This window comes from Bacillus thuringiensis (assembly GCF_001595725.1).
Classification (GTDB): Bacteria; Bacillota; Bacilli; order Bacillales; family Bacillaceae_G; genus Bacillus_A; species Bacillus_A thuringiensis_K.
This window is the reverse complement of record NZ_CP014282.1, coordinates 4,790,354-4,814,593: the sequence shown is the minus strand read 5'-3', so window position 1 is coordinate 4,814,593 and position 24,240 is coordinate 4,790,354. Positions and strand designations below refer to the sequence as shown.

Below are 24,240 nucleotides of genomic sequence, written 5' to 3'. Positions count from 1 at the left end.
TGCTGATATAGGTTCTTTTTATTGTCATTTTTTTAGGGTGAGAGAATACGTTTAATATTTACCATATTGTGGCATACATATAGAAAAAGGGTGCTTGGAAAGGGGAAAAAAGAGAAATGGAACTCCAGTTTCAAAATGTATATCAACAGGTAGAGAATTGGTATGTGTTGGATTCGGAGCTTCCTTGGGATGTCAAAAAGCTAAGAGAGGATTTATTTTCTCTTATTGAAGTATGTAAAACGCCCGTTATTTTTTGTGATACGTGTGATGCAAACGATGTGCTTCTATCATTAGGGGAAGAGGAAGAAGAGTTTCTATTCCCAGTAGGTGGTTTTTATCATAAAGAAAAACAATTAATTTTCGTTTGTATGTGGGAAGAGTATGAGCAAGTTCTCAAAACGCTACTGCATGAATTTCGCCATGCGATGCAGCATAAGAGAGATATATTGTATGTGGGAAGTGAACGGTACGAAGAGCGATGGATTGAAAAAGATGCGAGGAAGTTCGCGGAGAGGAAATTGGATGAATATAAGAGTAGAAAGTTAATGTAAAGCATAGTGGAGAAATAGCGCTGTGCTTTCCTGGTACTTATTAAAAATAAGTATTTGACTTTTATTAAGTTTAGTTCTAAACTAATGATATGAAACGAGCGAGGTGATGAAATGAAAACAGAAGATAGACTAGGGCTACTATTATGGTTTCGTTTGTCACGTTTTTATAATAAGAGTATTCGTGAGACGAATCAGCACTTAAAAAAATGGAATGTATCTGCCGCCCAGTTTGATGTGTTAGCTCAAGTTGGAGGACATGATCGTTTAACGCAGCAAGAACTTGGAAATAAGCTATTTGTTACGAAAGGAAATGTAACGCAGCTTTTAAATAAAATGGAGCAGTTTGAGTGGATTTTGCGTGAACAAGAGGGTACTACGAAATATATTTCTTTAACAGAAAAGGGAAGAGCTTTATATGAGGAAATCGTCCCACCTCAAGAAACGTTCCAAGCAGAGAAGTTTCATAATTTAAATATAGAGGAACAAAAGCAATTATTAAAACTACTAAAAAAGTTACAGTAAGAAAAAATTTTAGAATAAATCTCGAATTCGAGATAGTATGAGGTGAAGGATATGTTTAGAAAAGTTGATCATAAAAATATGGGCAGAGCAAATCATGGTTGGTTAAATACACATTTTCATTTTTCTTTTGCCAATTACTATAATCCAAATAATATGAACTTCGGAGCGTTACGTGTTATTAATGATGATCTAGTAGCGGCGCAAACTGGTTTTGATATGCATCCACATCGTGATATGGAGATTATTTCTTACGTTGTAGATGGTGCTTTAACACATGGAGACAGCATGGGAAATCGCGGAACGATTGAGCGTGGACATGTTCAATATATGAGTGCTGGTACGGGTGTATTTCATAGCGAGCATAATTTAGGCGATGAAACGCTGCGTTTATTACAAATTTGGATTTTACCAGACCGTGCAGATCATAAACCAAACTACGGTGAGTTTAAATTTGATTGGAGCAAGCGTGAAAATGAATGGTTCCATATGGTGTCTTCAGTAGAAGGAAATGCACCAATTCAAATTCACCAAGATGCGAATTTATATTCTTTATCATTAGAGGCTGGAAAAGAAATTCATTTTCCAGTGAAAGAAGGCCGTCAATTGTACCTTGTACAAATTGAAGGAAGCAGTGTAATAAATGGTGAAACATTTGTTATGCGGGATGCAGCAGAATCTGTAGGAGAAGATATTCACATTCAAGCGAAAGAGCAATCACACTATTTAGCAATTGAATTGAAAAAACAATAAAATGCGTAAAAAAAGAGGACATCCTATCGGATGTCCTCTTTTTTTGATTGGAATTGTCTGAAAAATGTTTCTCAAATTTTCGGTAGAGGTATGAGCTGTAAAAATCAGAATTGTATAAAAGTGTCAAAAATCTTTATGGGAATGGGGAATGTTATAGTGAAAAAGCAAGTCATTTCATCAGCATTAGCGTTAACTGTTATCGCCGGGGGATTTGGAGCGTTTGGGGCAACGACAACGAAAGCGGAAGAACAAAAAATTCAATATCATCAAGAATTTAAAACACCTGCATACATAGGTGAAGAATGGAAAGCACCGGAAGGACTAGATAAAAAAGAGACGGTCTTTCAATACTTAGAGAGTAAGAAAGATATGTTTAAATTAGCAGGAAATATTGAAAAGCATTTTAATATCGTTGGAGAAGAAAAAGACGCTGAATCTGATACGACACATGTGAAGCTAGTTGAGAAACATAATAACATCCCTGTGTACGGTTCTGATCAAACTGTTACACTTGATAAAGAGAACAATGTAAAAGCATTCTTCGGACAAGTTATTCCGAATTTAGATGATAAAAATATTCCTGCATCTGCAAGCATTAGTGCGGAACAAGCAGAAACAATTGCAAAGGCAGATATTGAGAAAGAAATTGGTAAAGTAAAGAGTTATGACGGTGTGAAAAAAGATTTATTTGTATATGAAAAGGACGGTAATTACTACCTTGCATACTTAGTTAAGGCATCGATTTCAAAACCAGCTCCAGGATATTGGCATTATTTTGTTGATGCAACGAATGGAAATGTTATTGAGAAATATAACGCTGTAGATAACATTACTGGATTTGGTTACGGAGTATTAGGTGCTAGACAATCATTTGAAATTGCTCAAGATACGAAAACAGGACAATTCAACTTGTTTGATGGTAAACGAGGACAAGGTGTTCACACATTTGATGCAGAAAATATGGACGAGAACTGGTTTAATTTATTCTCACAAATTCTTGGATATACAGGAGAAGAAGTTGAAAGTAAATCTAAGTTCTTCGAAGATAAAGCTGCAGTTGATGCGCATGTAAATGCAGGAAAAGTATATGATTACTACAAAAAGACATTTAATCGTAACTCTTTCGATGATAAAGGTGCGAAGCTTATTTCAACTGTTCACGTAGGGGAGAGCTGGAATAACGCAGCTTGGAATGGTGTGCAAATGATGTATGGTGATGGCGATGGAAAAACATTCATTCCATTATCTGCTGGACTTGATGTTATCGGTCACGAATTAACGCATGCTGTAACTGAACATACAGCAAACCTTGTTTACAAAAATGAGTCAGGGGCGTTAAATGAATCGTTATCTGATATTATGGGTGTTATGGTTGAGAAGAAGAGCTGGGATTTAGGTGCTGACATTTATACACCTGATAAACCTGGTGATGCGCTTCGCTCTCTTAAAGACCCAGCGTCTATTCCAAACCCATTAAAACCAAGTGAAGGTTACCCAGATCACTATAGTAAACGTTATACTGGAACAGCTGATAATGGCGGCGTTCATATTAACAGCAGTATTAACAATAAAGCTGCATACTTAGTATCTGAAGGCGGAGATCATTACGGCGTGAAAGTAACTGGAGTGGGCCGTGAAGCGACAGAAAAAATTTACTACCGTGCTCTTACGAAATATTTAACTGCAAACTCTGACTTCAAAATGATGCGTCAAGCTGCTCTTCAGTCAGCTGAAGATTTATATGGTAAAAACTCTAAAGCTGTACAAGCTGTAACGAAAGCTTATGATGCAGTAGGTGTAAAATAATAAGAGAAAAGACCTGACATCCTAGTCAGGTCTTTTCTTTATCCCGCTATCCGCAAATGATGAAATTTTCACTTTATTTAGTCGCGAATACCTAATGCGATTTTCGCCATACGTGACATACGTTCTTTCGACCAGGGCGGATTCCAAACGACATTAACTTCTATTTCATTAACTTCAGGTACGTTCGTTAATAATACTTTTTTAACGTCTGATACGATTTGCCCAGCCATTGGACAACCGATAGAAGTCATAGTCATCGTAATGACAGCATTATTATTTTCATCTGCTGTAACATCATACACTAATCCAAGATTAACGATATCAACACCTAGTTCAGGGTCAATAACAGCTTCTAAATTGGCAAATAATTTATTTTCAAATGCTTCTTGTGACATAAGTAGCCCCTCCTACATTCTAATGATATCGATTCTCATTATAACGGAAATGAGCATAATGTGCAGGAAATGAGCTCAAAAAAATATCCCTCTTCGCAAGAGGGATATTTTTTGAACATCTATTCTGTTTTAAAATGAGATACGAGCTGATCTAACTCTTCAACTGTTTGTTTCATTTTTCTAGCAGTTACTGTCATTTCATTCATAACAATAACTTTCTGTTCAGCAGATTGTGCCGTTGCGGCAGTTTCGCTGGATACTTCAGTAGAGATAGAAGCGATGTTATTAAGTGAAGCATTCATTTCTTCAGCACTTGCAGCCATTTCTTCAGCAGTTGCTGATATATCTTGCATTTGAGTAGATACTTTATTTACTTGTTCCACAATTGTTGTGAAAGAAGTACCAGCTTCACGAATAACATTGATACCTTCAAATGCTTCAGAACGGCCTTGAGACATCATAGAGCTAGCAGTTTCTGTATCATTTTGAATTTGATGTAGTAATTGATTAATGTCTGTTGCAGCTGTTTTAGATTGTTCAGCAAGTTTTCGAACTTCGTCAGCTACGACAGCAAATCCTTTTCCTTGCTCGCCAGCACGAGCTGCCTCAATAGAAGCATTTAAAGCAAGTAAGTTTGTTTGCTCAGCAATATTAGAAATAGATTGTACAGCAGTATCAATATATTTCGTATGAGTGATTAGACGTTCAACCACTTCTGACGTAGCATTTACAGCTTCATGTATCGTTGTCATTTGTGAAACAGATTTTTGGATAACGGTATTTCCATCGCTAGCATGTTCAGATGTGGCAACAGCAAGTTCCGCTACAGATGAAGCAGATTCAGCAATACGCTGAACACTTACTGCCATATCATCCATTGCAGTTGAACTTTCTTCCATACTAGAAGTTTGTGATTGAATACTTGCATTTAAGTTGGACATCGAGCTTTGGACTCTTAATGTTGCCTCACGTGATGTATTCGTTTTTTCTAGCATATTTTCAGAAGCAGTTTGTACTTCCACAGATGTTTTTTGAACACGATTAATGATATGTTGTAGGTTTTCTAACATTTTATTAAATGATGCTGCGATAGCACCGATTTCATCGTTGCTATTTACCTGTAGACGTGCCGTTAAGTCACCTTCTTGAGAGGCTAATTCTTTTAGTTTCGTGTCAATTTGTTGAATTGGTTTCACCAGTTTACCAGAGAACCACCATGCAAGAATAATTGCAACGATAATACATACAACAAGTGATAAGAAAATAACATATTCGATTAAGAGTGCAGATTGATCAATTTTTTCAATAGATTGTTCACGTAATTTAGCTTGTTCATTACTGTAGTTTGTGAAGTCACCAATTACTTTATAGACAGTTCCGTTTTCTGAAGAAGCTACTTGTAAAGCTTCTTCCCATTTTTGTTCTTTTGCAAGAGTGAATACTTTTTCTTCAACGAACTTTCTCCAAGTAGACCCTAATTCCATTGTGCTTTTTACGGACGAAGAAAGATTTGGATTAGAAAGAAGTTTATCTTTTGAATCCTCAAGACGTTTACTCATCTCATTAAACTTGTCTAATTCGACTTGATCATGTTGTAGTAAATAACCTCTTAAAGCAGAGAGCTGTACTTGATAAGCGTCTCCACGTTCTTTCAATTCTGTTGCCAGTGGAGAAATTTCTTTTTGTAATGTTTCAGCTTTACGAGATTGATCAATAGCAAAAAATAAAATAAAAGCTAAGGCGATACCAAATAAAGCACAAATCGTTCCCATCATGAACATAAGTTTTTTTCTGATACTTACAAAATTCATATGATTAAAAGCCTCCTTTGTGAAATCTTAGTATTAGAATTAATAAATGTAAAAAATTGAAAGAAAGCTTTACTCCGGTTGGAATAAAGCTTTCTTATTTCCTTTAGGAATTATAGCAGACGGAATGAGAGATAGAAAGAGATATTTTAAAGTGAAAAAAGAGAGACTGTAAAACTTTCTTTCCTATACCTTTGAGCTCGTGTCATTTTCACTTTAAGCGTTTGTTTTGAAATGAGAGACGAGAACTTCAAGTTCTTGTACGATTGTTTTCATTTCAGATGATTTTTTAGCCACGATACTCATTTTGTTTACTTGATCACCAGCCGAATGTGCGGTTTGTGATGTTTCTGCAGCAACTTCGTTTGAAATAGAAGCGATATTATTTAAAGCTGCGTTCATTTCTTCAGAGCTTGCAGCCATCTCTTCAGCAGTTGCAGACATTTCTTGCATTTGCGTAGAGACTTTGTTAATGTGGTTAACAATTTCTGAGAATGAAGATCCGGCAGTACGAATAACAGTAATTCCTTCAGAAGCTTCTGCTTGACCTTGTGTCATCATGTCATTTGCTATTTTTGTATCGGCTTGAATTTGATGCAGTAAATGGTTAATGTCAGTTGCGGCTAGTTGAGATTGTTCAGCAAGTTTTCGAACTTCATCGGCAACAACAGCGAATCCTTTTCCGTGTTCACCAGCACGAGCTGCTTCAATAGAAGCATTTAAAGCGAGTAAATTTGTTTGGTCGGCGATATTCGAAATAGATTGAAGTGCAGTATCTATATGATTTGTATGTGTAATGAGTCGCTCAACTACTTGTGATGTAGCGTTAACAGCTTCGTTAATTGTATGCATTTGTGTAATAGATTTCTCAATGACTTTATTCCCATCATCTGCTTTTTCTGACGTTGTGACAGCTAAACTAGTAACAGAAGAGGCGGACTCAGCGATACGCTGAACACTCGTTGCCATGTCATCCATCGCGGTTGAACTTTCTTCAATGCTAGAAACTTGTGAACGAATATTGTGTTCAAGAGCATTCATAGTTTCTTGGGTTCTTGCGGTATTTTCCATAGAAGCGGTTGTTTCGATAAATACATTTTCGGAAGCTTCTTTTACACTTGTTGATGTTTGTTGAACTTGTTTTATTATATGCTGTAAGTTAGTGAGCATTTGATTAAAGGAATTTGCAATGTCACCAATTTCATCTTTACTTGTTACGTGTAATCTAGCCGTTAAATCTCCATCTTGAGAAGCTAATTCTTTTAACTTCTCATCAATTTGTCGAATTGGTTTAACGAGTTTACCAGAGAACCACCATGCTAATAAGATAGACGTTAATGTACATGCAATGAGTGAGAAGAAAATAATATATTGAATAAGTGATGAAGAAGACTCGACGTCAGCAATTAATGCGTCACGTTTCTCATTTTCTTCATTTGTATATTTATTAAAACGACCTAAAAGATCATTTACATAATCTGTTTGTGCTAAAGCAATTTTAGATGCTTCGTCCCATTTTCCTTCACGCGCAAGAGGGAGTACCTCATTATCTATGACGCTACGCCATTTTCCCCCCATTAAAATAGCTTCTTTCATTCCTTCTGGGAGCTTCTTGTCACTTGTTACTTTCTCTCTAGTATCAGCTAATTTTTTCCCTTCTCGGTTGAACTTATCTAATCCTTTTTGATCATGTGATAGTAAATATTCTTGTAAACCAGCAACTTGTGCTTGGAACCAATCGCCACGTTCTTTTAAAATCGTCGCTCTTTTTGATACATCATTTTTTAACGTTTCGATTTCACTTGCTTGATTCATGGCGAATGAAAGAATAACAATAAGAGCAATGCTAAATAAAGAAGAAATGCTTAAGAGTGTGAACAGTAGTTTTTTTCGAATACTAACATATTTCATCGTTACCCCTACCCTCATTTAAACTATTTATTATGATTTATAGATTTTTAAAACGAAATTAATAAAAACATTATTATGAAGTTATTAATCTGTTCAATGAAAATTATAGCAGATAATGGAAGGAGTCAGATTGGTATTAGAAAAAGTTCTTAAAATGTATACATTTGCATATCATAAAATTCATAAATAAATATTAGAAATGCTATTGAAATTTGAAATGACATCATGTATACTTCTAATTAGTTGATAACGATTATCAATATCAACTAAAAACATTACTCTTCGTTATGTTGGTCATACCCCTTTTTGACGACGTAAGTCAGAGACGAAATGTTGAAATATCTTGTGTCCTATTCTACAGAATTATGGTAATCTCCAACCTCAACTTATATGCGTGAGCATGCAAAAAGGATCCTATCCGTGAAGGGATCCTTTTTTGCATGCTGTCGCAATTATTGTATATAGACCAGGGATACGTTCTTCGATTCCTTCTGGTGCAGTAGAAGGGAAGACCCATCTTTGATGGGGCCCATGTTCTTCAACTAGTTTTTCAATTTTAAAACGTTCTTCCGCAAGTGTTGTAATGATTTCTCCTAGCGTCCAGCGACGGATGGTTGTTTTAGGTAACGATTCTTTCTGTGGTTCTGTAAGAAGGATGCTATAAGCAACATCATCTTCAATTAATTCTTCATCAAAATAATTTCCATTGGCCTGAAATGATGGGTGGTTGACTCCTAATAATTTCGTGTAAACAGGATGATAGTCACGAAGGATAAGCATTCCATCTCGCTTAAGTAAAGTAGCAATTTTTTGAAAGAGTGGTTTTAAATCTAGAAAGTAATGAAGTACACCAAGCTCCAGCAATACGATATCAAATGATTTGGAGAGATTTACATCTAGTACATCAGAAACGATGTAATGAATAGAGACGTCTGCGGCGGCAGCAAGTTCATTTGCATATTTTGCATTACTCGCTGAAATATCAACAACTGTTACGTCAGCTCCTAAAAGGGCGAGAGCAACACCTTTATTTCCTTTTGAGCCGAGTAAATTAATAATACATTTTCCTTTTGGAGATTGTATGTAAGGTAAATAATGTGCTACCTCGCGCGTGGGATCTTCCATAATTTTTTTCGCATAACCCTCCGGCGCCCCATGGCGATTCGTCCAAGCTTCATAGGCAGCTGCATTCCAGCTTTTTTCATTTATAGTGCTTAGTTGTTTTTGGTTCAATGTTATCACTCCTTTTGTGAACGTATAGGTATTCGGTGAGAGGATGGGATTTCCTTTTCTTTCTGGATAAAAGTTTGATTTTTCTGTGATTAAGTCGTACAATACTTGTTATACGTAAAAGCGTTGAAAAGGAAAAGTAGGATGAACACATTCTTTCCAGAGAGCTTCGGTAGCTGAGAAGAAGCAAGAATATTCATTTGAACAATGGCCTTTGAGCTTCGTCCTGAACTTATCAAATGATAATAGTAGGCGGCGACGAGAGTTGGTACTCGTTATCAAAACCACAGTATAAGAGCATAGAGCTCCGTACTTGTTAAGGCTAATTATGTGAGTAATTAGCGAAATAAGGTGGTACCGCGACTGTTTATACAGCCCCGCCCTTATCTTTTTTAAGATAAGGCGGGGCTTTTTATATTTTAAAGGAGGAATATAAGATGAGTATTTTTATTGGAGGCGCTTGGCCGTATGCAAATGGTTCGTTACACCTTGGCCATATTGCAAGTTTATTACCAGGAGATATTTTAGCGCGTTATTATAGGGCAAAAGGTGAGAATGTGTTGTATGTTTCAGGGAGTGATTGTAATGGAACACCGATTGCAATTAGGGCAAAACAAGAAGGTGTGACAGCGAAAGAAATTGCTAATAAGTATCATGAAGAATTCCAGAGATGTTTTCATGACCTAGGTTTTACCTATGATTGCTATACACATACCGCTAGCGAGCATCATCATGAAACGGTTCAAAATGTTTTTTTACGTTTATTAGAAGAAGGCTATATTTATAAAAAAACAGTGGAACAAGCATATTGTGAAACGTGTACGCAATTTTTACCGGATCGTTATGTAGAAGGAATATGTCCGCATTGTCATGAAGCAGCAAGAGGAGATCAATGCGATGCGTGTTCAGCTATTTTAGATCCACTCGATTTGTTAGAAAAGAAATGTAAGTTATGTGGTAGTACACCATCTGTACAGGAAACAGAGCATTTCTATTTCGCGTTGCATACATTTCAGGAGCAAATTAAAAGGGCTGTAGAAATTGCCAAACAAACAGGGACATGGCGCGACAATGCGATTCAACTAACAGAGAGATATGTAAAGGAAGGATTACTAGATAGGGCCGTATCACGTGATTTACCAATTGGGGTACCAATTCCAGTAGAAGGGTATGAAGATAAGAAAATTTACGTATGGATTGAAGCAGTGACAGGCTATTATTCAGCGAGTAAACATTGGGCTGAAAAAACAGGGAAAGATGATCAAGAGTTTTGGGATAGCGAAGCGAAAACATATTATGTGCACGGAAAGGATAATATTCCGTTTCATTCCGTCATTTGGCCAGCGGTATTACTTGGAATAGGGGAAGGAGCAAGCCCGCGTCATATCGTTTCGAATGAATATTTAACAGTTGAAAAAAGAAAATTATCTACAAGTAAAAACTGGGCAGTATGGGTGCCTGACATATTAGAACGCTATGATCCAGATTCTATTCGTTACTTTTTAACCGTCAATGCACCAGAAAATCGCGATACTGATTTTTCATGGCGGGAATTTATTTACAGTCATAATAGTGAATTATTAGGTGCATACGGGAACTTTGTGAACCGGACATTAAAGTTTATTGAAAAATATTATGGTGGTATCGTGCCGAAGGGAAGTATTGAGGTAGAGCTGAAAGATAAAGTAGAAGGATTATATAAATATGTAGGAGAGGCGATTGAGCAAACTCAATTTAAGGTGGCGTTAGAGACAATATTTGATGCAGTCCGTTTTGCAAATAAATATTTTGATGAAAAGCAGCCTTGGAAACAACGAGAAGATGATCCAGTTTCGTGTGAAGAAATGATTTATAACTGTGTGTATCTTATCGCTAATTTTGCAAATCTCCTTGAACCGTTTTTACCATTTTCAAGTGAAAGGGTTAGAAACACATTATCGATTGTGAAACGAAATTGGGAACCTCAAAATACGTTGCCAAGTAGAATTGATAGCGTGCAGCCATTATTTGAGCGAATCGATGTAAAACAAATTGAACATGAGATAGAGAAGCTGTATGGAGCGGTAACGTGAAATATAGAAAAAGACCTTTCAAGTAAATGAAAGGTCTTTTGTTATGCAGTATGATTCTCTTTCTTATCTTTCAAAAAGAAAAGTACAGCAAGGATTACAAGAATAATAGCTGCAATATCATACGTTATTTTAAATGTAGTATTAAAGTTTAAGTACTCTACGAAAGGAGTTTTCACTGCTCCTGCATATATACAAACGGGAATGAGAAGTAAATCGTAAAATTTCTTTTCTTTCATATATCTTATTAGGAAGAAGATACACATAATAGCAAAAAATACGATGCTTAAAATAGTCATTTATACCTCCAGATAAATTCTGCATTTTTTTCAAGCGCTATGCACGCGATTATGTTTCCTTGCTTTCCTAGCTGTAAGCAGCTGGGGAGTGAAAATCCCAATCAATATAAAAATAATTCCAATCCACTGCATGAATGTTACGACTTCATGTACAAGTGTAATAGAAGCGATAATAGCAGTTGGTAATTCAGCTGCACCTAATATTGTACCGAGTCCTGTTCCAACCTTTGGTACACCGATTGAAAAACAAATGACAGGTACAACAACGCCGAATAATCCGAGGAAGAAAGTATATTTCCATAGACCGGCTTGCAGGGCACCATCTGTTAAAAAGGTTGGCGGGAAGAATAGACATACAATAAGAGTCGCACTTGTTGTCATAAGAAAGCTTTTCGTATAAGGCGGAACATCGGTAGCAACGCGTCCGCTTGCAAAAACATAGAATGAAAAAGAGACGGCAGCTAATAGTCCAAATATAATCCCTTTCGTAGAAAAACTTTGTCCGAGGCCTTCAAATACACCACCTGCAAACAATGTACCAGCAAATAAAATAAGGATAGATATGATCTTATCGCGGCTTGGAAATGTTCGATTTGCAATGGCTTCGATAATGACACCAATCCAAGTGAACTGAAAGAGTAGGACGACAGCGATAGATGCGGGTAGTTCTTCTACAGAAATAGCGTAGAAAATCCCCGTCATACTCATTGTTGTTCCGACGGTTAGTAATGAAAAGAATTGTTTTTTTGTTACTTTATGACGTGAAAAGAAAAGAACGAGTAGAAGAAGTCCAATCCATCCGAAGACATATTGTCCTCCTAATAGTTGATGTGCTGAAAATCCATTTAGGAATCCGAGTTTGAAAATAGTTGAAAGTATGCCGTAGCTGCAAGCACCAAATAAAACGAGCAAGGAATATTTAAACTTCTCCATAAAAAATCCTCCTTTTAAGTAATAAAAAACGCCCGCTATCCAAATAAGGATAACGGGCGAACGAAACAGAGTAAGATACTCTACAAAATTCCGCCACTCACACATGAAGTATGAGTTTGGGGTATGTAATTATAGTGAATGTTACATTGCTTTTGGGAATACAATGGAGCATTTTACACCTTGAGCTGTGTTTTGTATCCCATAAGGAAACTGATGTTTATCTAATATTTGTTTCACGATATATAATCCAAGACCACTACCTTGTACTAAACCATGTTTGCCAGGGTTTGCGCGATAGAAAGGCTCAAATAAATGAGCAAGTTTATCTTCATCAATTTGCGAACCTGTATTTAATACTTCTAATGCATAACCGTTTGGTTTTTCATAAAGTTTTACATATACATGCTGATGGTCAATTGTGTAATGAATTGCATTTGAAATGATGTTAAAAATAGCAGTTTGAATAAATGTAGGATCAGCTAAAACCTGTACATCTTGTTTAATGTTAGATTGAACATTTAATTGCTTTACAGATACGAAATAATCTACCTTCTTCATAACGTCCTCAATAATGTTAGTTAATGAGATAACTTTTAAATCTGGTTTAAATTGAGGGTTCTGTATTTTGGATAATTCCGACATTTTTTCCGTTAATATGTTAATGTCTTGCATCATTTCATAGGAACGTTTTAAATATTTATCTCTATCTTTATAAGCTCCAATCCCGTGAATCATGCCATCTAGCTGTCCCATAACGGCTGCGATTGGTGTTTTTAATTCATGGGATACCATAGACATAAATTCTTTACGAGATTGCTCTAATTGTTTTTCCTTTTTGAGCTCATTTCTTAAATCTTGATTGCTTGCATGTAAATTCTTCACAATATTTGGTACTTGTGAAGCGGCTACTTGCAAATTAAAATCTGTTTGATCTGTATTTTTGTTAAGTAGCTTTTTATCTGAGAAATCAAGGTTCATAATATCTTTTAAAGCATCGCTCATATATTGAAAAGGTTTGGCAATTAGTTTTGTATAAATTAAAGATCCGAGTAGTGATAATGCAAGCATTGTCGCGCCAATATGTGGAGCTAATTGCTGCAACGCATCTGCTAACTTTGGATTATCATTTGTATCATTTGTTTTACTTGCTGCATTTTGTGTATGTAAGGCATCATTATTAGCAGCTTTCTTTTCTGCTTCTATAGGCAGATTAGAAGTGCTATTTTTCCCCGAAAGATTTTGTGTATGTTCTTTTGCCTTTGCAGTTTGGCTAGGCTGCAAAAGGTGATTGATAGCCGTAGAAAGAGATTTATAATCTATAATAGAAGATTGGAAATTAGAAATGCTCCCCTTTGATACAGCTTTATTTTGCGTCGTTTTACTTTCGTCGTTTTGCTTATCTGAATCGGCCTGTTCTGTAGTCGGCGTTCCATTTTCTTTTGCAAAACGTTCTTTATCGTAGTTTGAAGCTAGAAAGTAAATCATTTGATAAAGACAAAGTGATAAAAGAATACAAAATAATAAGGTTTTGATGAAAATATTTTTGGTGATGTTGTCTTTGCTACGATTCGATTTTGTAGCCAATGCCTTTCACCGTTTTAATATAAGGAATTCCTAATTTTTTTCTTAAGTTTTTAATATGTGTATCTATAACTCTTACATCACCATAATGTTCATAGCCCCATACCTTATTCAACAAATCACTTCTTGATAATACTTTTCCTCGATTTTGCAGTAAAGTATAAATAATTTCAAATTCTTTTGTTGTCAATTCAATTTGATTACCATGAACATAAGCTGCATATGCTGTAGAGTTTAACATCAATTCATGGAATTGTAGTATAGTTGCAGCTTCTGCTTCCTTCGTTGCTGCCCTTCTTAATACAGCCTCTACACGCTTAATAAATACAGTGTAATGGAACGGTTTCGTAATATAGTCATCAATACCTAATTCAAATCCTTTAATTTCACTTTCTTCATTATGTAAGCCTGTTAACATAATGATTGGTACATCAGATTGTCCTCGCATAATTTTACAAATACTATAGCCATCTATATCTGGTAACATTACATCGAGGAGGACAAGATCGTATGAATTTTTTTGGAAAAGAAGAATACCTTCTGTTCCAGCACCAACTACATCAACGGTAAAGTTTTGTGCCATTAGAAATTCACGAATAAGTTCTTGTATATCTGGGTTGTCTTCAATCACCAGTATATGCGTCATAGTAACACCTCCTAAATAACGCTTTTTACTGCAATATTCGAATTCATCATTTTTCGAGTGACTCAGATTGTTTATACATATAATAAGCCCCCGCTATAAAATAATCATGAAGGTAGCAAGGGGAATAGTTTAGTGTTACTGAATAGTTCAGAATTACAGTAGTTCTATTATAGTATGTATTATAAAATTTATAAAATATTATAACTGTATAATTTTAATATCTACGTTTATCAATGTTTAGACATTAGCTAATCAAATCTATTCCTATTATATATGTAAATACAGTTGTTTTGCTACTGTAAATGAATAAATAAAATAAGCCAAGACATAAAATTCTTGGCTACACATAAATCTTGTTTTTAGGCTATTTTACAGTGACGGTAGCTTGCTGCTGAACGCGCTCAAATAACCAGTGTATATCATTGTTATACATACGAATACAACCAAGTGTTGTCCATTTGCCGATTGCTTGATTATTGTTAGTTCCGTGAATCGCATAAGTTGTTCCGTAAGTTCCTGCCATATTTAATCCAAGCCAACGGTCACCAAGTGGATTACGTGGATCGCCGCCTTTAATTTTGCCTGTATAATAAGGGCGGTTTTTAATTTTATTTACGATTTGAAAAGTGCCTTTAGGTGTAGGTGTTGCTGCTTTTCCAGTAGCGACAGTAAAACTTTTTATAAATTTTCCATCCTGATAATAATCCATTTTATTTAACTGAGTATCTACGATTAATTGATCTTTCGTTGTAGCTGCCTCTGTGCTAGCGAATGGAAGAGTTAAAAATCCTAATGATAATAGTGCGCTTAATAATAATTTTTTCATTGTTATTCTCCTTTTACTATCGTAATAGTCTTACATACAATGAAGTTGTAATCCTCGTAATGCTTTATTTACATTTTCATCTAATGTTTCAAAGAATGTAGTGATTTTGCTGTTATGTTTGTTGTTATCAATAAGTAATCTTTCATTTAATAAAAGCTCACCACGTAGTCCAAAACTTTGAACTTGAATATTTAGCTCATCTTCATTTTCAGAAATGATTGGTAAGAAATAGTGAAAAGCTTTTGTTGGAATGATGTAGCTTTTGCCAATCATGCTTTCTTGATTTGAATTAATCCATTTTTTCGTGACAATTTTAATATTCTTTTTTGAAACGATAAAAGATAGTGTTGTAGATTTTGTTAAACTTACGTCAAATTCACTTGTTTCACATATTTGTAAATTAAAAACGGTTTCATTTTGATGAGATTCAACATTTGTATTAATAAAATCGTGCATTTTATATGCTTCCATTTCGTATTCACCCTTTTTTCAATTTCGAAAAACGACTTATATTTATTCAAATTAATGCTTAGTCATATATTGGTTAAATTTTTCAACAAATTCCGATATAATCTTACAATACGTATATGAAGCTAATATGAAGTTAGCATGAGTTTGTGATGGTTTTTTATTGAGAACAAAATAAGAGAGGTTTTTTAGTGCTAAAAAATGGATGAAATCTGCATGTTATTAATGTACCTTTTCGCTATTTCGACTTAAAAAATGATTTTTACTATTTAATAAAGAACGAAAATCATTAGTGTGACCCTTACAAAAATGTAATAAAAATGTAAGCTATTGTGATAGTTATTTCGACAATTTTTTTATACAATAATAGTAAGAAGTTGTACGTGACTGAAAGGAGAGATGACATGGAATGGATTCATGAATTATTTCAGCAATACGGGTACTATGTTGTACTTGTCGGCTTGCTGTTAGAATATATTGCACTTCCGTTTCCGGGAGAGCCAACATTAGCATATGCGGGATTTTTAGCACATAAGGGTGATTTAAGTTTACCGATTTTAATTATTCTATCCTTTATTGGGACAAGTGTAGGAATGACGATTCAATACTTTTTAGGAAATAAATTAGGTATGCCTTTCATTCAAAAGTATGGAAAATACGTATTTTTAACACAAAGAAAAATTGACTTAACGAGAATGTGGTTTGATAAGTATGGGTACTTCTTAATTTTTATTGGTTTCTTTATTCCTGGTGTACGTCATTTCACAGGATACTTTGCAGGAATTATTAACTTACCATTCCGTCGTTTTACCATTACAATTTACTCAGGTGCTCTATTTTGGGTATCATTCTTCTTAATTGGTGGTTACTGGTTAGGTGGCAACTTACATGATATTTTTGGGGCGCTAGAAGGTCACATCGGTAAAATCATTTTTGGGGTGATTGTGATTGTAGCGGTTACGTTAGGTATTCGTTTCCGTAAGCAGTTAAAACGAGTATTACTACAAAACGCAAGTTAATATGAAATCCATTCTATGTCAAAATTTTGAAAGGCAGTGCAGACGCACTGCCTTTTTTATTTTATGTTCCATTTTATTTTTAATTTTCCTTTTAACTGGTGTCCGCTAACTATAATGTAGTAAGTTCCGGTCTTAATTGCTGCGAAATGGTATGTATTAGGGCCGACTGAAGCTAAATAATTTTCTTCCTCTTGAAACTCACTAGCCATTTTTACGTCTCCCATGTAGCCATCTGGATTTTCAGCTTGTGATTCAATGGTGAATTCTAATATGTCACCTCGTTTTAGCTCAATGGGGACTTTATGTTCACCACTAAAATGTTGAAAAGATGCTTCGAAAGAGTTATCTGTTATTGTTTCGACCCATTGCTCTTTTGATGTTCCAACCTTTTCTAAATCAATAAAGTTGATTGTGATAAATATAATAAGCATAATGCCTGGGACGACATATTGTATCCACTTAAATTTTGTTGCTATAACTATACATAAATAGAAAAAAAGAGAACATAATGCTCCAATTGATCCGAGGTACAAGAACTGTGTTAGACTAGCTTCTTTAAATATTAGGAAGGGAAGAAAAAATAAATAGCCGCAAAAAATATAAAGGAATAATGTCTTTAGTCTTGTATGTGTTTTTAATTTCAATTTATCGATGCAAATAGAACAAAAAATTGCATATGCAGCAAGAATAGGAACGAAGGGAACATATAGTAGTTCGCGTAATCCAGTTAAGAAACTATATAGTGTTGGTTGACTAGTTGTTAAGAGAAGCGTGCTAATAAGTAATAATAACAAGAAAGCTGCTGTAAGCTTAGTAAGAATGTAAGAAAAGGTAGATGTTTTCTTCATATGGAATCTCCTTTGTTTAATATTTCACATTCATTATATAGGTTATTTCTATCATAAGATATCCTTATTTTTGTCAATTATCATAGTCGTAATGACAATTATAATTGACAAAAATAAGGATATTATTTACAATTTTAATTAAATAAATGAAAAAGAGGGAAGACATGAAGCTTCAAAATCGAGTGAGGGAATTGCGAGCAAAGCATCGTTTATCACAAGGGGATTTAGGGAAAGCGATTGGATCATCGCGGCAAACGATTAGTTTAATCGAGCGTGGGGATTATGCGCCATCTATCGTATTGTCGTTAAAAATCGCAAAAATTTTCAACGTATCGGTGGAGGAAATATTTACGTTAGTAGAGGGGGAAGAGGACGATGAAGAGTAAGCAAAAAAAACAATTTGATTCTGTAGGGAAAATAGCATTAAGTATGCTGGGTGGTTTTTTAACGTCTTATATAGCTTTAAATTTACTCTCGGATGAACCGAGAAAATTATCATCCAATACATTTATAGGTATATGTACTATTTTTGGAATCTTAATGATGTACTACACTTGGAAGAATACACGTATGTTAGCAGAGGCACGCGATGAAGAAGAGAGCGTGCAAGGCAGAAAATTAGGCATTATAAGTATATATTTACGTGTAGGTGATATAGTTACGCAGGCATGGTTTGTATATGCAGTTATTACATGTAGACGTGCACTGTTGCAAGATACAAATGTTTCATTTGCGGTGTGGAATTTAGTAGCTTCTATTGCTTGTTTAACTACTGTAGTAATTATCGGACTCATAACAAAAAATCGTTATAATAAGCTATATCCTGAACAAGGTGTAACATATATGGAATCTATGAAAATGTGGACGAAAAACGCAGATGAAGGATTAAAGCACATTGTGCATGAGGCTGGATATAAAGCATATGAATTTACGAATACAATATTGGCATATGTATGGTGGGCTGCTGTTATATATACAGCTGCTAGTGATATCGATTTTGTGTTAATTGGTTTAATCTCATTTATTTGGATATTGCATCTCGGGAAGTTCATGTACGAAATGCAGAGAAAAATGATTTATTAAGGGGAGAAAAAGGTGGATATTTTAAGAAGGCCAGCTGGCTCAATGACAGTGGCGCTAATTCTGTCCATTTTATACGGAGTAATCCGAACTGGGAAATTAGAAGTAATTTTGAACCTGTGGACAATAGTTGGAATTGCATTGTTAGTGTTAGCCATTCATGAGCTAGGACATGTAGTATTTGGTGTAATAGGTGGTTTGACATTTAAATTTATAACAGTAGGACCCATTACTATTCAAAAAGAAAAAGGAAAATTACGCATTCGAGAAAATAAATTATGGGCGTACTTTGGAGGCGTTGCAACACTAGTACCACCTTCTATAGAGACACCGAATCTTTCGAAAAAATGGGCTTGGCTCACTTTAGGTGGACCGATTACGAATTTACTATTTGGTATTACTTTTGGTTACATATACATGGTAAGTTATTATCAATATCTTTTATATTTTTCCTTTTTCCATTTTGCAATCTTTGCGGTTACAATTGTGCCGATAAAAGGAACGCTTATGAGTGATGGGATGCAATTTCTTATTTTAATTAAAGATGATGAAAGAGCTAGAAATCATTTATATGAGATTCAAATATCGAGTGAGTTATTTAGTTATAAAAGACCGAAAGATTGGGATGAAAGATTAGTAGAACTTAGTGAGGAGAAAATAAAAGAGAATAAAGAGATAAGAGAGATAATGAGTAGGCTTATGCTTGTCTTTTTTGCTCGTGCAGATCAAGAGGGAATGGAAAGAGCGATACCGCATATAGAACGAATTGTTCAACTACCTGTAACGAAAGAAAATAAGTTTTTCGTTAGTAGTTTTCATAGTTGGTACCTTTTATATAAAGCACTTTATGAGATGGATAGTCTTTCTTTGCAAGAAGCAAAGGAACATGCAAAGGCCATTACAAAAATGGATCTAAACGGATATTACCGTACAAAAGGAATTATTAAATATTTAGAGGGCGATATGGAAGCATCCCGTACTTATATGAGGAAAGCTGATAAAGAATTAAAGAGCGCCGAGAAGAGTGAAATGGGATATTTACAATTAGAGAGAGAATGGTTTGAGCAGCTAAAGAAGAGAGTATCTTACGATGGGTGAGGTATCCTCTTTTTTCTATGTCATCTTATGCCGTTCCATAAACAGCCTAGGGCGAGTAAAATAAGATAAGAAGAGCGCAGCTTGGAGGAAGTAAATATGGAAATTTTATCAATTATTTTGATAGTCTTGCTCATTTATGTTGTTTTTAAAGTGGCATATGTAGCATTAAAGATACTCGCGATCCTATTAATTATCTTTTTAATCGTAGAGTTCGGCAGTAAGTTGCTTGGGGGATAGGGTATGTTGTACGTTTCGAGTGTCGAAGATTGTCGTTAAAACGATATTTTGTGCCGAATCGTTGATATAAGTGGAGAAACGATCGATATATTTGAAAAATCGTTGATATATTTAAGTGAATACGAAGTGGGGTATGTGGAAAAGAAGTTGCCGTTGGGTAGCTTCTTTTTATTGTGGTGACGGGGTATAGAGCATAAATAGGTTGCCGAAAATTGTCGGTAAGTCGATATAATGTGTCGAACCGTCGATATAATGAAAAAATCGCTGATATAAGTGGAGAAATCGCCGATATATTTGGAGAATCGCTGATATATTACGGTAGATACTAACCGGGGTATGCAAACCAACATAAAAAAGCTGGAAGAATTCCTTCCAGCTTAAGAGTTACTTTCAATTTGGCGACCGCTATCTTCTTCATTGTCTTGTAATAGGTTGAATACGTCTGCTAAGCAGAATGCAATGAACCAAGTCCATAGACCGTGGAAGAAAGCTGAGCTTAATTGAAGTGGTAATGTATAGTTTGTCATTGAGTAGGAAATACATCCACCAACGATTCCGATCATTGTTAATAACATTGTTTTTTGAGCATTTTCTTCTGGATTGAAGAGGAAGTAAATGTATCCGCCTAAAATTGAAGCGCTTACAAGTGTTTCGATTCCATTAAAAATGATATTCTCTCCAAGCTGAGTGTTTGTCCAGAAGCAGATTGTTCCGCCGATAATAGCAAACAGGACAGCTATTGTATATCGTATATATTGATTCATATGTTCATCTCCCTATGTAATAAGATGATTTGGAAGTCAAAAAGGTAGGTATAGTATATTGAAGTGAGTTTTAATTGTACGTATCTTTTTATAAAAAGATCATTGAAGAGTAACTAAGATGATCGGTTGTTTAAACCGTTACGTGTATGGTGTCTGAAATATACCCGACTGCTCGTTTCTTTTTGCTTGTAAAATAAGAGAAACTTCCAAGTCTATATACTCTTTTTTTGTGAGTCTGCTTTCATTATAACACATTTAGGGACATAATAATAGAATTATCTGATTTTGTAATAAGTGTAAAAAATAAAAAGCGCAAGGAAATACCATTAACGGTGCAGTTTAGTGGAAGAAGGACTTTAATTTATTATGATGAAATATGTAATTAAGGTGAGATCTAAGAATGAGGCTTAAATACTATAAAAAATGTTTTATAGCATGAATGTAAGGGAGGAGAGCTAACTTGGAGTTCACAACAGAAAGATTAATAATTAGACCTTTTAAGAGTACTGATTTACAGGATGTATTTGCTATTTATAATAGTGATGATACATGTAAGTTCCTATTACATAATAAGTGGACTCATGAAGACATGCAGAAAAGATTTAATAAGAAGCTAGCAAATAATGTACTTACTAAAGAATCAATATTAAGTTTGGCAGTTATATATAAGGCTAAAGTAGTTGGTGATTTATCCGTATGGTACACAAATATGAAAGACACTGTTGAGATTGGTTATAGTTTTTCAAATGAAGTAGCTGGGAGAGGTTTGGCAACAGAAGCAGTAAGTAGTTTAGTATTGAAATTATTTAATGAATGTAATGTACATCGTATACAGGCTAATCTTGATGCACGTAATACAGCTTCACAAAAATTGTGTGAACGAATAGGCATGAGAAAGGAAGCACATTTCATACAAGATTTTTGGAATAAGGATGAATGGACAGATAGTATTGTATATGGAATGCTATCCTCCGATTTGTAGTAATAAACTTAGTGATTTTATTATGCTAAAAGGTGCGTTAGTTGAATAACAAAGGGCATAACATATTATATATGACTAATATGTTATGCCCTTTAATTTATTACCCTTTTTTATATACGTTTGAAACGGCCGACAATTTCAACTGTTTCAGTAATGTTCATAAATGCTTTGTTATCCACTTGACGGATAATACGTTTCATTTCGCCTAACTCATAGCGAGTCACGACAGTGTAAATCATTTTTTTCTTATGGTTTGTATAGCCGCCGACAGCGTCTACCATTGTCACCCCGCGTATACCGTGATGTAGTAGTGCGCTTTTTATTTCCTCGCCTTTTTCTGTAATAGTCATTATCGTTAATTTAATATGTTTCGTATGCACAGCGTCGATAACTTTGCTGACTACAAATCGACTAATTAACGTATAAAGTGTAATATCCCAACCGAAAATAAAACCTGCTGCTACAAGTAAGATTAAGTTGAATACAAATATGATTGCTCCAATTGAAACATCTCGATATTTCGCTACAATCAATCCAACAACATCAAAACCACCTGTTGAAGAAGCAAATCGGAATATAATTCCTGAAGCTGCTCCGCAGATAACACCACCGAATACAGAAGAAAGTAAAATATCGTCTGAAACTTGGTGTACCGGGATAATGTTCATCGCTAACGATGATACAGCTACAAAGTACGCTGTTAAAAAGGTTGTCTTCTTGCCTAAGTAAAAGTGACTTAAAATAAGAAGAGGAATGTTTAGTAAAAAGATAAGTGCACCGATATTGTAGTGCATTAAATAACCGATAATCATCCCTACACCAGCGAACCCACCGCTAATCATATTATGCGGGATAAAAAACATATTCATAGAAATTGCATACAAAATAGAAGCTATAAAAATAACAACCAACTGTATTATAAATTCTAAGTGAAATGTTTTCGCTGCTGGGAAGGATAAAAAGGCGGTGTCGGGAACGTAATCGGCGTCTCCTAGTTGACCCATAGTATGTTTCATCTCCATATTCATTTTTGATTACAAGAAGAGAATAAAGGTTTTTTCAAAAACTGGCAATAGTTTTATTATAATGCAAAAATTTTATAAATTTCTAATAAATCAAGCCTATTCATTGATGTGTGTGAATATACTAAAGAAAGCGAATACAATGTTTCTTAATTATTATTTTCTTGAGAAAATATGCAAAATGCTTTTTTTGAAAATAAAAGGAAATAGAGAATGTTTGCCGAATGTGCTAAAATGACCTTATTAAGGATGTGAAGCGATGGAATTTTTATTGCAGGATGCAATTCTATATATATCGTTTGTAACGACAGCACTTTGTTTATTAGAAGTTTTCTTCCTTGCTAACGTTTCTCGCTTTGTGCGTCAGCAAGCATCGAGCGGTAGACAAAGAGCTTTTGCGTTAGTTGATACATGTGAAGATAGTGCAGGAAATGTACCGCTATTTTCTATTTTTTATAAATATGGAATGATTCGTTCTGTACGCAGACAAGAATCAAGTGAAGAGAATGACGAGGTCGGTCCGTATACACCAATGTTTCGCTAAATAATTACGAAACATTGGAGGAATGAACATGTTAAAATCATACCGAGCTGTGCTCGTTAGTTTATCATTATTACTTGTTTTTGTTTTATCTGGTTGCAGTAATGCGGCCCCAATTGATGCACATAGTACTGGGATTTGGGATCATTATTTTGTATATCCAATCTCGTTTATGATTCAATTTGTTGCGCATCATATATCTGGAGCTAGCTTTGGGATTGCCATCATTATCATGACGCTCGTTATTCGTTCAGCCATGATTCCATTAGCTGTTTCGCAATATCGCAGCCAAGCGAAAATGAAGAAAATGCAACCTGAATTGCAGAAGCTAAAGAAAAAATACGGTGATGTAAGTAAAGATCTTGAAAAACAAAAACAGTATCAAAAAGAAATGTCAGAACTAATGAAATCAGGCGGTTGGAATCCACTTGCTGGTTGCTGGCCAATTTTTATACAAATGCCGATTTTCTCTGCTTTGTATTATGCGATTAGCCGAACAGAAGAGATTCGCACATCTTCGTTTTTATGGGTGAACTTAGGACATGCAGATCCATATCATATATTACCGATTATTGCAGCGTTAACGACATTTATTCAAATGAAAGTTTTCCAATCTAATATTACACCTGGAGAACAAGTACAGATGCTAAAGATGCAGCAAATTATGATGCCGGCAATGATTCTATTTATGGGGTTTGCGGCGCCATCAGGACTTGTATTGTACTGGATAACAGGTAACTTATTTACAATGACACAAACAATTGTATTAAGAAAAATAATGGAACGTGAAGAGTTACAATTACAAAAAGCATAGAGAAACACCGCTCATCACGAGCGGTGTTTTTTATTTGAAT

At 34.9% G+C, this 24,240-nt stretch carries 26 protein-coding genes and 1 other annotated feature; of the genes, 13 read left to right on the top strand and 13 right to left on the bottom strand.

What is annotated here, in order from left to right:
• Nucleotides 1–116 precede the first annotated feature (116 nt).
• From AXW78_RS24330 to nprB, 4 genes are all read left to right on the top strand, one after another.
• Nucleotides 117–551 (top strand): DUF3920 family protein, encoded by a 435-nt coding sequence (locus tag AXW78_RS24330; RefSeq protein WP_000422801.1) that lies wholly within the window; start codon nt 117–119, stop codon nt 549–551.
• A 111-nt stretch (nt 552–662) separates the two neighbouring features.
• Nucleotides 663–1,073 (top strand): MarR family winged helix-turn-helix transcriptional regulator, encoded by a 411-nt coding sequence (locus AXW78_RS24325; RefSeq protein WP_061884731.1) that lies wholly within the window; start codon nt 663–665, stop codon nt 1,071–1,073.
• A gap of 51 nt (nt 1,074–1,124) precedes the next feature.
• Nucleotides 1,125–1,823 (top strand): pirin family protein, encoded by a 699-nt coding sequence (locus tag AXW78_RS24320; protein WP_061884730.1) that lies wholly within the window; start codon nt 1,125–1,127, stop codon nt 1,821–1,823.
• A 156-nt stretch (nt 1,824–1,979) separates the two neighbouring features.
• A complete protein-coding gene (gene nprB, locus AXW78_RS24315; protein ID WP_000745128.1) occupies nt 1,980–3,629 on the top strand; it encodes a neutral protease NprB in 1,650 nt (549 codons plus the stop codon).
• 77 nt (nt 3,630–3,706) lie between these two features.
• On the opposite strand, the gene AXW78_RS24310 is transcribed toward nprB, so the two are convergent.
• From AXW78_RS24310 to AXW78_RS24295, 4 genes are all read right to left on the bottom strand, one after another.
• Nucleotides 3,707–4,024, bottom strand: a complete 318-nt coding sequence (locus tag AXW78_RS24310; RefSeq protein ID WP_061884729.1) for a metal-sulfur cluster assembly factor — start codon at nt 4,022–4,024, stop codon at nt 3,707–3,709.
• 119 nt (nt 4,025–4,143) lie between these two features.
• Nucleotides 4,144–5,835 (bottom strand): methyl-accepting chemotaxis protein, encoded by a 1,692-nt coding sequence (locus AXW78_RS24305; RefSeq protein WP_001012198.1) that lies wholly within the window; start codon nt 5,833–5,835, stop codon nt 4,144–4,146.
• Between the two features lie 213 nt (nt 5,836–6,048).
• Nucleotides 6,049–7,743, bottom strand: a complete 1,695-nt coding sequence (locus AXW78_RS24300) for a methyl-accepting chemotaxis protein (RefSeq protein WP_000878439.1) — start codon at nt 7,741–7,743, stop codon at nt 6,049–6,051.
• Between the two features lie 414 nt (nt 7,744–8,157).
• Entirely contained in the window at nt 8,158–8,976 is an 819-nt protein-coding gene (locus AXW78_RS24295; RefSeq protein WP_001072236.1) for a class I SAM-dependent methyltransferase, read from the bottom strand.
• Between the two features lie 114 nt (nt 8,977–9,090).
• Nucleotides 9,091–9,361, top strand: a binding site (T-box leader).
• Nucleotides 9,362–9,410: 49 nt separating this feature from the next.
• Between AXW78_RS24295 and metG the strand changes: the two genes are divergently transcribed.
• Entirely contained in the window at nt 9,411–11,045 is a 1,635-nt protein-coding gene (gene metG, locus AXW78_RS24290; RefSeq protein ID WP_000021583.1) for a methionine--tRNA ligase, read from the top strand.
• 41 nt (nt 11,046–11,086) lie between these two features.
• Here the strand turns inward: metG and AXW78_RS24285 are convergent, their stop codons facing one another.
• The 6 genes from AXW78_RS24285 to AXW78_RS24260 all read right to left on the bottom strand — a co-directional run bounded on the left by AXW78_RS24285 (nt 11,087) and on the right by AXW78_RS24260 (nt 15,798).
• Nucleotides 11,087–11,341: a hypothetical protein gene (locus tag AXW78_RS24285; protein WP_000154129.1), complete on the bottom strand. Its 255-nt coding sequence runs from the start codon at nt 11,339–11,341 to the stop codon at nt 11,087–11,089.
• A 30-nt stretch (nt 11,342–11,371) separates the two neighbouring features.
• A complete protein-coding gene (locus tag AXW78_RS24280) occupies nt 11,372–12,274 on the bottom strand; it encodes an EamA family transporter (protein WP_061884728.1) in 903 nt (300 codons plus the stop codon).
• Between the two features lie 141 nt (nt 12,275–12,415).
• Nucleotides 12,416–13,858: a sensor histidine kinase gene (locus tag AXW78_RS24275; RefSeq protein ID WP_000201969.1), complete on the bottom strand. Its 1,443-nt coding sequence runs from the start codon at nt 13,856–13,858 to the stop codon at nt 12,416–12,418.
• Complete coding sequence (locus AXW78_RS24270) at nt 13,836–14,501, bottom strand: response regulator transcription factor (protein ID WP_000148833.1); 666 nt, start codon at nt 14,499–14,501, stop codon at nt 13,836–13,838. The genes AXW78_RS24275 and AXW78_RS24270 overlap by 23 nt, the downstream gene beginning before the upstream one ends.
• Before the next feature lie 364 nt (nt 14,502–14,865).
• Nucleotides 14,866–15,327: a L,D-transpeptidase gene (locus tag AXW78_RS24265; RefSeq protein WP_000735062.1), complete on the bottom strand. Its 462-nt coding sequence runs from the start codon at nt 15,325–15,327 to the stop codon at nt 14,866–14,868.
• Between the two features lie 30 nt (nt 15,328–15,357).
• On the bottom strand, nt 15,358–15,798 hold the full coding sequence (locus AXW78_RS24260; protein ID WP_000388768.1) for a DUF3978 family protein: 441 nt from the start codon (nt 15,796–15,798) through the stop codon (nt 15,358–15,360).
• A gap of 401 nt (nt 15,799–16,199) precedes the next feature.
• On the opposite strand from AXW78_RS24260, the gene AXW78_RS24255 reads away from it, so the two are divergent.
• Complete coding sequence (locus tag AXW78_RS24255) at nt 16,200–16,814, top strand: DedA family protein (RefSeq protein ID WP_061884727.1); 615 nt, start codon at nt 16,200–16,202, stop codon at nt 16,812–16,814.
• Between the two features lie 56 nt (nt 16,815–16,870).
• Here the strand turns inward: AXW78_RS24255 and AXW78_RS24250 are convergent, their stop codons facing one another.
• Nucleotides 16,871–17,662, bottom strand: a complete 792-nt coding sequence (locus AXW78_RS24250; RefSeq protein WP_061884726.1) for a hypothetical protein — start codon at nt 17,660–17,662, stop codon at nt 16,871–16,873.
• 164 nt (nt 17,663–17,826) lie between these two features.
• Here AXW78_RS24250 and AXW78_RS24245 point away from each other — a divergent pair, with 164 nt between their 5' ends.
• From AXW78_RS24245 to AXW78_RS32980, 4 genes are all read left to right on the top strand, one after another.
• A complete protein-coding gene (locus AXW78_RS24245; protein WP_000776161.1) occupies nt 17,827–18,048 on the top strand; it encodes a helix-turn-helix transcriptional regulator in 222 nt (73 codons plus the stop codon).
• Nucleotides 18,038–18,745 carry a DUF3169 family protein gene (locus tag AXW78_RS24240; RefSeq protein ID WP_000837683.1) on the top strand — a complete coding sequence of 236 codons (708 nt, stop codon included), beginning with the start codon at nt 18,038–18,040 and terminating at the stop codon, nt 18,743–18,745. Before AXW78_RS24245 ends, AXW78_RS24240 begins: the two co-directional genes overlap by 11 nt.
• A gap of 42 nt (nt 18,746–18,787) precedes the next feature.
• Nucleotides 18,788–19,840 carry a site-2 protease family protein gene (locus AXW78_RS24235; protein WP_033703600.1) on the top strand — a complete coding sequence of 351 codons (1,053 nt, stop codon included), beginning with the start codon at nt 18,788–18,790 and terminating at the stop codon, nt 19,838–19,840.
• Nucleotides 19,841–19,936: 96 nt separating this feature from the next.
• On the top strand, nt 19,937–20,077 hold the full coding sequence (locus AXW78_RS32980; protein WP_000404758.1) for a DUF3985 family protein: 141 nt from the start codon (nt 19,937–19,939) through the stop codon (nt 20,075–20,077).
• Nucleotides 20,078–20,454: 377 nt separating this feature from the next.
• On the opposite strand, the gene AXW78_RS24230 is transcribed toward AXW78_RS32980, so the two are convergent.
• Nucleotides 20,455–20,841: a DUF3938 domain-containing protein gene (locus tag AXW78_RS24230; RefSeq protein WP_001077773.1), complete on the bottom strand. Its 387-nt coding sequence runs from the start codon at nt 20,839–20,841 to the stop codon at nt 20,455–20,457.
• Between the two features lie 460 nt (nt 20,842–21,301).
• On the opposite strand from AXW78_RS24230, the gene AXW78_RS24225 reads away from it, so the two are divergent.
• Nucleotides 21,302–21,823 carry a GNAT family N-acetyltransferase gene (locus AXW78_RS24225; protein ID WP_061884725.1) on the top strand — a complete coding sequence of 174 codons (522 nt, stop codon included), beginning with the start codon at nt 21,302–21,304 and terminating at the stop codon, nt 21,821–21,823.
• Between the two features lie 110 nt (nt 21,824–21,933).
• On the opposite strand, the gene AXW78_RS24220 is transcribed toward AXW78_RS24225, so the two are convergent.
• Nucleotides 21,934–22,827, bottom strand: a complete 894-nt coding sequence (locus tag AXW78_RS24220) for a YitT family protein (protein ID WP_000530032.1) — start codon at nt 22,825–22,827, stop codon at nt 21,934–21,936.
• Nucleotides 22,828–23,104: 277 nt separating this feature from the next.
• On the opposite strand from AXW78_RS24220, the gene AXW78_RS24215 reads away from it, so the two are divergent.
• Together AXW78_RS24215 and yidC are read left to right on the top strand one after the other, a co-directional pair.
• A complete protein-coding gene (locus tag AXW78_RS24215; RefSeq protein WP_000394930.1) occupies nt 23,105–23,389 on the top strand; it encodes a hypothetical protein in 285 nt (94 codons plus the stop codon).
• Nucleotides 23,390–23,417: 28 nt separating this feature from the next.
• Nucleotides 23,418–24,200, top strand: coding sequence for a membrane protein insertase YidC (gene yidC, locus AXW78_RS24210; RefSeq protein WP_000920540.1), 783 nt, complete (start codon nt 23,418–23,420; stop codon nt 24,198–24,200).
• Nucleotides 24,201–24,240 lie beyond the last annotated feature (40 nt).

Coding starts and splice junctions, on each gene's coding strand:
- AXW78_RS24330 (WP_000422801.1), top strand. CDS start 117: ATGGAACTCCAGTTTCAAAATGTATATCAACAGGTAGAGAATTGGTAT.
- AXW78_RS24325 (WP_061884731.1), top strand. CDS start 663: ATGAAAACAGAAGATAGACTAGGGCTACTATTATGGTTTCGTTTGTCA.
- AXW78_RS24320 (WP_061884730.1), top strand. CDS start 1,125: ATGTTTAGAAAAGTTGATCATAAAAATATGGGCAGAGCAAATCATGGT.
- AXW78_RS24310 (WP_061884729.1), bottom strand. CDS start 4,024: ATGTCACAAGAAGCATTTGAAAATAAATTATTTGCCAATTTAGAAGCT.
- AXW78_RS24305 (WP_001012198.1), bottom strand. CDS start 5,835: ATGAATTTTGTAAGTATCAGAAAAAAACTTATGTTCATGATGGGAACG.
- AXW78_RS24300 (WP_000878439.1), bottom strand. CDS start 7,743: ATGAAATATGTTAGTATTCGAAAAAAACTACTGTTCACACTCTTAAGC.
- metG (WP_000021583.1), top strand. CDS start 9,411: ATGAGTATTTTTATTGGAGGCGCTTGGCCGTATGCAAATGGTTCGTTA.
- AXW78_RS24285 (WP_000154129.1), bottom strand. CDS start 11,341: ATGACTATTTTAAGCATCGTATTTTTTGCTATTATGTGTATCTTCTTC.
- AXW78_RS24280 (WP_061884728.1), bottom strand. CDS start 12,274: ATGGAGAAGTTTAAATATTCCTTGCTCGTTTTATTTGGTGCTTGCAGC.
- AXW78_RS24270 (WP_000148833.1), bottom strand. CDS start 14,501: ATGACGCATATACTGGTGATTGAAGACAACCCAGATATACAAGAACTT.
- AXW78_RS24265 (WP_000735062.1), bottom strand. CDS start 15,327: ATGAAAAAATTATTATTAAGCGCACTATTATCATTAGGATTTTTAACT.
- AXW78_RS24260 (WP_000388768.1), bottom strand. CDS start 15,798: ATGGAAGCATATAAAATGCACGATTTTATTAATACAAATGTTGAATCT.
- AXW78_RS24255 (WP_061884727.1), top strand. CDS start 16,200: ATGGAATGGATTCATGAATTATTTCAGCAATACGGGTACTATGTTGTA.
- AXW78_RS24250 (WP_061884726.1), bottom strand. CDS start 17,662: ATGAAGAAAACATCTACCTTTTCTTACATTCTTACTAAGCTTACAGCA.
- AXW78_RS24245 (WP_000776161.1), top strand. CDS start 17,827: ATGAAGCTTCAAAATCGAGTGAGGGAATTGCGAGCAAAGCATCGTTTA.
- AXW78_RS24240 (WP_000837683.1), top strand. CDS start 18,038: ATGAAGAGTAAGCAAAAAAAACAATTTGATTCTGTAGGGAAAATAGCA.
- AXW78_RS24235 (WP_033703600.1), top strand. CDS start 18,788: ATGACAGTGGCGCTAATTCTGTCCATTTTATACGGAGTAATCCGAACT.
- AXW78_RS32980 (WP_000404758.1), top strand. CDS start 19,937: ATGGAAATTTTATCAATTATTTTGATAGTCTTGCTCATTTATGTTGTT.
- AXW78_RS24230 (WP_001077773.1), bottom strand. CDS start 20,841: ATGAATCAATATATACGATATACAATAGCTGTCCTGTTTGCTATTATC.
- AXW78_RS24220 (WP_000530032.1), bottom strand. CDS start 22,827: ATGGGTCAACTAGGAGACGCCGATTACGTTCCCGACACCGCCTTTTTA.
- AXW78_RS24215 (WP_000394930.1), top strand. CDS start 23,105: ATGGAATTTTTATTGCAGGATGCAATTCTATATATATCGTTTGTAACG.
- yidC (WP_000920540.1), top strand. CDS start 23,418: ATGTTAAAATCATACCGAGCTGTGCTCGTTAGTTTATCATTATTACTT.